Consider the following 6,876-nt stretch of genomic DNA (forward strand, 5'->3'; position numbering starts at 1 on the left):
TCTGATAAAGTTTTCCGGTAACGCTGCCATTAAAACAGCTTATTGATTAATTCCATGGCATAAGTAATGTCTACACTGCCACAGCCGCTTTCCTCCTTGTGCTTCTGCAATTCATCAATCATCATCTGAAAATACGTTGTATCAACGCCTGTAAGCTGTTCTTCCAGGACTTTTACGTCCTTTAAATCCACCTCATTCAACTGCATACACATCTTTACATACTGCCCTGCATTAATGCTGTAGCCACGTTTTATATATTTCTTTGTGCGTATGATTGAGCAAAGCGGGTACTTTGACCCTACATAATAAAGCTCTTTATTAATGATGCATTCCAGGGCTTTTACCGGGAGAAAAACCTCATTATCCCAGGAACTCCAGGCGCAGGTACAATGTGCAAAATCATAATTTTTATGTATATCCGCCACTTCCCCATAAAATCGTGTGACAATCTGTATTTTGTCTGAAAGGGTGATAGCATTGCTTGTAATAAAGCGTGGCCGGTATCTTTCTTTTTCGCCTTCATCAGAAGCAGCATCCGACTCCTCTTCCTCCGCCGTACTTTCAAAGTTATATGCAATACTGCTGTCTGCCTGCTCGTCTTCATCCGCAATTCCCTTGGACTTAATAAAGCATTTTACTGCACCGTTATCTTCGCCTGTCTCCTGTGCAAGCCGCTCACCCCAAAGCAGGGATACCGGTTTGTCCTCATGCTTTTTATTCCATTTGTCAACATAATATTTTGCAACCTCAATACAGGCGTCTTTTGTCCGGAAATACACATCGTAATCATGCACCGTTTCGCCTGTCAAAAGCGAAACCAGAGCGCCGCCGGTTATAATGGTATTTTCCTCAATCGTCTTCTTTACTGCTTCATCATCAATATGCTTCACCCAGTCTTTTAACTTTGCCTTCAAATGTCTTTTTATATTTTTACTATTCATCCTTAGACCTCCTGAATCTTACGTTTTCCACATCTCGAGCATCCTTTTCACTTCCTCCGGCGGAAGCGTTTCTATGCCCAGTTCCTTACATTCAGTTACAATTCCATCAATAAGAATGCTCATTTCCTTCGTGTCATAGGTGCTGCTCCCACGGAAAATTTTGTAAAACACCAATTCTTTACCGTCCTCTATCTTCTGGCCGCAAGGCATGCAATGGACAGTTTCATTTTCTAACATCTGTGATACCGGAATATTTGTCTTAATAATGGCTTCTGTGGTTTCACCTTCATTTATGTAAAATGGCTGTCCATACCTGCCAATCATAAGGTTTTTACACCTTGGCTTAGATATGCGCATTGTATCTGCCAGCCTGTCCACTAAGACGTGGAAATAAGCATTTGCATCAAGGCTCCGACGGTTCCGGTGTTTCCTGATTCTGATATCTAACAATTCCACTTCCTTTAACTCATCATATCCACTTGTCAGGCATCCTTTTTCATTTACTGCAACCGTAAGTTCGAATTTGTTTGTTAAAAAATTAGTTGAAATGCCAACGATATTTCCTGTCAAATCCACTACTGGCTCTCCTTTTTGTCTGGATATTTTTCGAGCATCTGCATAGCATTTGTCCAATGTGCCATTGTCATTTTTTCAAATGCATCCATTTTATAATGTTGAAGAACTGATTTCTCCGAAACGCCCTTCTGGCGGATTGTATCCCTAAGCACTTTGATTTTTACTGCATCAATGGATGCTTTATTGCCCTGCTCCACCATTTCCCTGTTTTTCTGTTCCTCTGTAGCATCCTGCCCTTGACTGTCCTGGGGCTTAGGCTGTACTGCATGGCTGTCCGCATCCGGATCTTTCATTTCGGCTGTCGGAATACAGAAAATCTGGAAACATGCATATTTAAACGCAACCGCCATAGCTTTGTTTGTCGCTTTGTCCCCGGAATCCATACCCTCACCGATAGTAACAGCCTCTACGCTGCTCCCGTCTTCTGCAAAAAAGCGGAACTTCATCTGGCAGATAGAGTAGATTAAATTCGCCCCAGTGTTCGTTTTCCGCTCTTCCCTCTTCTGGTCAAGGATCTCCGGAACAATAAATACCTTGTGCTTTACCAATGCCGGATTAATGGCATTCATCACATCATCCACTCCACGGTACATAAATCCCTGCTTGGCATTTTTCTGGCTCTTTCCTACGGCATCAATTTCCCCCATGATTGCCGGGATTGCCTGGTATATTTTTCCTGATTCACCCATTATCTCACCTCGTATTCCAGAAACATTTCTTCCAGGGTCTCTTTCAACGTTCCGAAGTCATTCTCTCCAACTTTTACTACTACCGTCAGCATCTTCTCTGACGCAAATAATAATTCTGTTTCTCCCGGCATTTCTGGTTTTCCCGGCTCCTCTTCCTCCCCATTTTCCAATGGCACGGAAAGCGTGTCATTAAGCGCCGGTGAAGCCTGCATGGCACTGGCTTTCTTCTCTGCCTCCTCTTTTGCCAGGCGTTCATGCTCCGCCTCTTCCCTCGCCTGCTCCATGAACCGCTCCTTTTGTTTCTGCAGGTCATTGATTACGGCAATGGCTTCCTGAAGGCTCCCGGTTTCTTTTAACTTGTCAAGGGCATCCTTTTCAAATTCCGAACCCATAGATTTTATTGTGGAGATAGAAACTTTGGTCTGGTCAAACAGCCTTTCCATATCTTCACGGATTTTTTTCTCGGAATACGTCGCATTTTCCCATTTGCTGTTGTAAATGCGTTCCAGAGGAAGCCACTCTTCAAGGTCCCCTTTCACAAAATCGTAGGCCTTCTGTATCCCCTGCCTTTTCGCCTGCCTGCGCTTTTCCTCATATTCGGCAAGCTGGCCATTAATAACATTTACCGGTTCGTCATAAAGGGATATAATCTGCTTTGCCCTTTTCTCAAACGCCTCATACGGTGCCATCCACCGTTCTTTAATAGCCTTGCGGTCATCATCCAAGGCTTTCTTCTCTTTCCGGATATCTGCAAGAAACTTTTTCCCGTTTTTCACAGAATCCTCTGTTATTACCATCATGCTGTATTCCTGAACTTTTTCACGGATGCAGAGCTCTACCGCATCCAGATTGTCCTCAATCGTTCCAACGTTACCTTTAACCTGTACGGATACTAAATCTGCCATATCTATTCTCCTTTCATTTTTATCCTGCTATTCCACAGGCAGATTAAATACATTTTTCTTGATTTTTTTTAAAAACACTGATACAATATGATTATCCGTTAGGGCATCTTGGCTTCGGCCAGGTGCTCTTTTTCCATGTCTGGCGTCTGCCATGTTACTTTTCTTTTTCTTGGATAAACATTTCATTGGCTGTTTCCTCCAATGCATCTATAAAATAATGAATTGCACCCCAGGCTATCATATAAGCTATAGGAATTAATAAAAATTCTCCCCCAAGAGCCTTGTAACCCCTTTCCAGATATGCCATATTCACCCCCCATCTTCCAATCATGTATGTAACTGCCACAGAATATATGGACTCAATCAGATGCCTTATGAATAGTTTCACCTTCTCCCTCCCTTTCTTCGTAAAAGTAATGCTTCCCATGCTTAAACATAAAATGCAGGTTGTCCCTGTGCCAGGTGGATTCACTCTCACTTTCAAAATAAGTGGCGCCACAGCTTCCATCCCATTTTTCCAAAAGAATTAAGTCTAACGCTGCCTTGCAGTCCGCATCCGGCTTTACCTCATAAAAACGCCCGTTGCCTACAGGGCTGAACTGCCCCGGCTGAAATATGACTTCCCTTATGGAATCCGGGAACTTGGCATCTCTTGTCCTGTTAAGGACGGCCAGCATCACAAGAGCCTTACCTTCCGTGTCCTCGCCCTCAGCCTCAGCCATTGCAATTTTTTGAAGCAGATATGCATCCTCCGCAGTAAAGCTGTATAACAGGCTAGTTTCATCCTTTGAAAAGACACGCCCTATATTCCAGTCCTGCCGTATGGGAATTATCTGGCACTCTGCAGATAAATCATTTTCCTCTGCCATACTTGCGGTTATGCTGCATGAAGTATGAACGGATGCCGCAAGTGCTAAAAGTGTCAGGCCGGAGACCAGGCACAGGCTAAGAACATTTTTTGCCCGCATAGCCAGCCTCCTCATTGTCAAATACAAATGCCATCTGCCTAGATTTAGACTCTATCCTGTAATGCCACTTTAAAAACTCCTGTTTCTTCTGCCGTTCTTTTGCTTCTTCTATGCAGTCGCACTTTTCGCCGGGGTCCAAAGCAGCCCCGCATTTCGGACAAACCTTAAAATATGCCATGACATACCTCCTATTCTCCATTGATTACCTTATCCACTTCATCCATAGGGATATCAAAAATATCCGAAAACAGATACTTGTTTGCTTTCCCTGCCGGGAATGGATGGTTCCCTTTCTTCTTAGCCTGTTCGTTCACATCACGGACAATGTCATATGCCTTGCTTTTCCCGCATCCCAGAAGTATGGACACATCTTCCTGGGTAACAAATATCCGTGTGCTCTTCCTTACAACTCCCGGCGCTGTTGCCAATGCACTCATACAATTCCTCCTCTCCAATTTTTCCATCTGCTCAGAGATTTTTCTTGACCCATAATTTCAGGCTACATGCTATCTGTTCGAGCTCTTCCAAATTTGAAAGCACCCGTTGCAAGTCAGCTTTTTCTGATTCATCGATTATTCCGTCCTCTACGATATCCAGCAAAAGTTCTCTGGTTTCGCCTACTTTGCGAAAAGACGAAATTACACTAACTGTAATCCTATCCAAAGTCACAATATCCACCTTTGGCATATCTCCACCCAGAGGACACACATTTGTACAATAATAGTTCTCCAGTTCCGGGGCATTATATAGATCCGCCATCTTTAAGACCATATCCGGCGGCACTGTTTTTGTGACGCCAAGTTCATAATCTGAAAGGGTTGAAACGGATATTCCCAGAAGCTCTGCCGCTTTTTCTTTTGAAAATAGGCTGTCATTGTATTTTGCCGCATCTATCCTAGCCCTGCAGAATGGGTTATTCGCTGCTTTCGTAGGCCGCCTCCCCATTTATTCCACTTCCTTTCCCGGTTATAATTTTCTATAGAACCTTTCCTGTCCCGCTTACAAACAGGCGTTAGCTTCCTGCTGTATGTCAAGCGCCTGATTAATTTTATTAATTGTTTCGCTGGGCGCTGTTATCCTGCCGTTTATAATGGCAGACAGATAGGTTCTGGATAAACCCGTAGCATCTGACAGCCCAGTTAAAGAGATTCCTTTGATTGCCAACTGTGCTTTGCACTGTCTGCCCCAGGGTGTAATTGTTTTGCTCATACGATTCTCCTTTCCTTTTAGTTTTTTCTTTAACAAGTTGCAATAATATGTTAAAATAATTTTGTAAGTTCCAATGAAAGTTTGATAGTTATTGTTTTGACTGTTTATTGCAACTTGTTATGATTACATATTATCACGCAATAGCATGATAATCAAGTTGTTTTTCATGCTTTAGCATGATTTTATATATTTTGCACAAAGCTGAGGTTAATTTTTATGTATAGTACACAAGACATTGCTAACCGTATTAAATTCCGGTTAAAGAATCAGCATATCAACACAAAAAGCATGCTCGCTGACCTTGATATGGGAATTAACGCCATATCTGAATTCTCAAAAGGAAAACATATGTCCTGTATCAGCCTTGCCCGCATCGCTGACTACCTGGACTGCTCCGTTGACTACCTGCTTGGCAGGACAGATAACCCGGAAATAAACAAATAATGCTGTTTACCAATACAAAATACTCATATAATATAAGTTACAAATATTTTTAATAGGAGGTTTGAACATGGAAACTAAACAGATAATTACAAACTTAATTTCCCAAGTACCTGAAAGCAAACTGGACACCATTCTGGCCTTTGTGAAATTCATCCTGCTTGAAGAGGAAAATGTTAATAATTCACTCTTAAGCGAACCAAGCTTGGCCAAAGACTGGATGAGCAAGGAGGAAGATACTGCATGGCAAAATTTGTAAGGGGTGATGTCGTTGTCATCCCGTTTCCATTTACAGATTTAAGTTCTTCCAAAAAACGTCCCGCTGTCATACTGGCAGACATGGAGGGGGATGATTATATCATGTTACAGATTACGTCCCAGAATGTAAAAGACAGCTATGCTATACCTTTGCTTAAAAACGATTTCCAATATGGCTCCCTCCAACGGGACAGCAATATCCGTCCCAATAAAATTTTTACTTTGGATGGCAAACTTATCCTATATAGAATTGGACATATAACAGATAGCAAAATGGATGAATGTATTCACAACGTTTACCGCCTGATTAAAAAAATTTGAAACTTTTTTGCACCCCTCCTTTCTCCGGTTGCCGCCGGGATGTAATGTTTTAATGTAACTTGTTGTTTTATATTGTTAATATAATAGCGTATATGCTATTTGTCAATAGCTTATTTGCTATTTTAGGGAATATTATGACTTTATTAGAAAGAATTAAAGTGCTAGCTAAAGAAAAAAATACAAATATAAAAAACCTAGAAATTTCTGCGGGACTTGGTAACGGAACGATACGTAGATGGGATGATAGCCCACCATCGGCAGATAAACTTTTGAAAATAGCATTTTTGCTAAATACCACCATGGATTATTTGATGACCGGAGAGTATATTGATATTCCACTTGCATTATCCAAAGAAGATACTGAATGGCTATCTATTATCCATCGCCTTCCTGAAAAAAAACAGATTGAATTCAAATCTAAAATGGAAGGATACTTAGAATGTTATGAAGAATCCGTTGCAGCGGACGCGCCTTTAAAAAAGACTGGAACAACTAACTCGGTAAAATAGTTCCCTTCGAGTGGTACCGAAGGGATAATAAAGGAGACAAATGAAAAAACAATCTAATC

The 6,876-nt window shown here is 41.7% G+C and carries 14 protein-coding genes; 4 read left to right on the plus strand and 10 right to left on the minus strand.

Annotated elements, in window-relative coordinates; genetic code table 11:
* Positions 1 to 29: 29 nt before the first annotated feature.
* The 10 genes from D7Y06_RS11430 to D7Y06_RS11475 form a co-directional block, all read right to left on the minus strand.
* Positions 30 to 941, minus strand: a complete 912-nt coding sequence (locus D7Y06_RS11430) for a hypothetical protein (protein WP_120407926.1) — start codon at positions 939 to 941, stop codon at positions 30 to 32.
* Positions 942 to 959: 18 nt separating this feature from the next.
* Complete coding sequence (locus tag D7Y06_RS11435) at positions 960 to 1,517, minus strand: hypothetical protein (RefSeq protein WP_120407927.1); 558 nt, start codon at positions 1,515 to 1,517, stop codon at positions 960 to 962.
* Positions 1,517 to 2,206, minus strand: coding sequence for an ERF family protein (locus D7Y06_RS11440; protein WP_120407928.1), 690 nt, complete (start codon positions 2,204 to 2,206; stop codon positions 1,517 to 1,519). The genes D7Y06_RS11435 and D7Y06_RS11440 overlap by 1 nt, the downstream gene beginning before the upstream one ends.
* Entirely contained in the window at positions 2,206 to 3,111 is a 906-nt protein-coding gene (locus D7Y06_RS11445) for a DUF1351 domain-containing protein (RefSeq protein WP_120407929.1), read from the minus strand. The genes D7Y06_RS11440 and D7Y06_RS11445 overlap by 1 nt, the downstream gene beginning before the upstream one ends.
* 154 nt (positions 3,112 to 3,265) lie before the next feature.
* Positions 3,266 to 3,418: a hypothetical protein gene (locus D7Y06_RS25975; RefSeq protein WP_158591359.1), complete on the minus strand. Its 153-nt coding sequence runs from the start codon at positions 3,416 to 3,418 to the stop codon at positions 3,266 to 3,268.
* 52 nt (positions 3,419 to 3,470) lie between these two features.
* A complete protein-coding gene (locus D7Y06_RS11455; RefSeq protein ID WP_120407931.1) occupies positions 3,471 to 4,079 on the minus strand; it encodes a cell wall hydrolase in 609 nt (202 codons plus the stop codon).
* Positions 4,057 to 4,257, minus strand: coding sequence for a hypothetical protein (locus D7Y06_RS11460; RefSeq protein WP_120407932.1), 201 nt, complete (start codon positions 4,255 to 4,257; stop codon positions 4,057 to 4,059). Before D7Y06_RS11460 ends, D7Y06_RS11455 begins: the two co-directional genes overlap by 23 nt.
* A 10-nt stretch (positions 4,258 to 4,267) precedes the next feature.
* A complete protein-coding gene (locus D7Y06_RS11465) occupies positions 4,268 to 4,516 on the minus strand; it encodes a hypothetical protein (protein WP_120407933.1) in 249 nt (82 codons plus the stop codon).
* A 31-nt stretch (positions 4,517 to 4,547) separates the two neighbouring features.
* Positions 4,548 to 5,024 (minus strand): helix-turn-helix domain-containing protein, encoded by a 477-nt coding sequence (locus D7Y06_RS11470; protein ID WP_120407934.1) that lies wholly within the window; start codon positions 5,022 to 5,024, stop codon positions 4,548 to 4,550.
* A 54-nt stretch (positions 5,025 to 5,078) separates the two neighbouring features.
* Entirely contained in the window at positions 5,079 to 5,288 is a 210-nt protein-coding gene (locus D7Y06_RS11475) for a helix-turn-helix domain-containing protein (protein ID WP_120407935.1), read from the minus strand.
* A gap of 216 nt (positions 5,289 to 5,504) precedes the next feature.
* Here D7Y06_RS11475 and D7Y06_RS11480 point away from each other — a divergent pair, with 216 nt between their 5' ends.
* The 4 genes from D7Y06_RS11480 (at position 5,505) to D7Y06_RS11495 (ending at position 6,817) form a co-directional block, all read left to right on the plus strand.
* On the plus strand, positions 5,505 to 5,732 hold the full coding sequence (locus tag D7Y06_RS11480) for a helix-turn-helix domain-containing protein (RefSeq protein ID WP_120407936.1): 228 nt from the start codon (positions 5,505 to 5,507) through the stop codon (positions 5,730 to 5,732).
* 67 nt (positions 5,733 to 5,799) lie between these two features.
* On the plus strand, positions 5,800 to 5,988 hold the full coding sequence (locus D7Y06_RS11485; protein ID WP_120407937.1) for a DUF2281 domain-containing protein: 189 nt from the start codon (positions 5,800 to 5,802) through the stop codon (positions 5,986 to 5,988).
* Entirely contained in the window at positions 5,973 to 6,308 is a 336-nt protein-coding gene (locus D7Y06_RS11490) for a type II toxin-antitoxin system PemK/MazF family toxin (RefSeq protein WP_120407938.1), read from the plus strand. The genes D7Y06_RS11485 and D7Y06_RS11490 overlap by 16 nt, the downstream gene beginning before the upstream one ends.
* 134 nt (positions 6,309 to 6,442) lie before the next feature.
* Positions 6,443 to 6,817 (plus strand): helix-turn-helix domain-containing protein, encoded by a 375-nt coding sequence (locus D7Y06_RS11495; protein ID WP_120407939.1) that lies wholly within the window; start codon positions 6,443 to 6,445, stop codon positions 6,815 to 6,817.
* The last annotated feature ends 59 nt before the right edge of the window (positions 6,818 to 6,876 follow it).

Source organism: Roseburia sp. 1XD42-69, from assembly GCF_003612565.1.
Taxonomy (GTDB): domain Bacteria; phylum Bacillota; class Clostridia; order Lachnospirales; family Lachnospiraceae; genus Roseburia_B.

Bases quoted from the DNA above. Each gene is read 5' to 3' on its own strand.
- D7Y06_RS11430 (WP_120407926.1), bottom strand. From the start codon at position 941: ATGAATAGTAAAAATATAAAAAGACATTTGAAGGCAAAGTTAAAAGAC.
- D7Y06_RS11440 (WP_120407928.1), bottom strand. From the start codon at position 2,206: ATGGGTGAATCAGGAAAAATATACCAGGCAATCCCGGCAATCATGGGG.
- D7Y06_RS11445 (WP_120407929.1), bottom strand. From the start codon at position 3,111: ATGGCAGATTTAGTATCCGTACAGGTTAAAGGTAACGTTGGAACGATT.
- D7Y06_RS25975 (WP_158591359.1), bottom strand. From the start codon at position 3,418: ATGGCATATCTGGAAAGGGGTTACAAGGCTCTTGGGGGAGAATTTTTA.
- D7Y06_RS11455 (WP_120407931.1), bottom strand. From the start codon at position 4,079: ATGCGGGCAAAAAATGTTCTTAGCCTGTGCCTGGTCTCCGGCCTGACA.
- D7Y06_RS11460 (WP_120407932.1), bottom strand. From the start codon at position 4,257: ATGGCATATTTTAAGGTTTGTCCGAAATGCGGGGCTGCTTTGGACCCC.
- D7Y06_RS11465 (WP_120407933.1), bottom strand. From the start codon at position 4,516: ATGAGTGCATTGGCAACAGCGCCGGGAGTTGTAAGGAAGAGCACACGG.
- D7Y06_RS11470 (WP_120407934.1), bottom strand. From the start codon at position 5,024: ATGGGGAGGCGGCCTACGAAAGCAGCGAATAACCCATTCTGCAGGGCT.
- D7Y06_RS11475 (WP_120407935.1), bottom strand. From the start codon at position 5,288: ATGAGCAAAACAATTACACCCTGGGGCAGACAGTGCAAAGCACAGTTG.
- D7Y06_RS11480 (WP_120407936.1), top strand. From the start codon at position 5,505: ATGTATAGTACACAAGACATTGCTAACCGTATTAAATTCCGGTTAAAG.
- D7Y06_RS11485 (WP_120407937.1), top strand. From the start codon at position 5,800: ATGGAAACTAAACAGATAATTACAAACTTAATTTCCCAAGTACCTGAA.
- D7Y06_RS11490 (WP_120407938.1), top strand. From the start codon at position 5,973: ATGGCAAAATTTGTAAGGGGTGATGTCGTTGTCATCCCGTTTCCATTT.
- D7Y06_RS11495 (WP_120407939.1), top strand. From the start codon at position 6,443: ATGACTTTATTAGAAAGAATTAAAGTGCTAGCTAAAGAAAAAAATACA.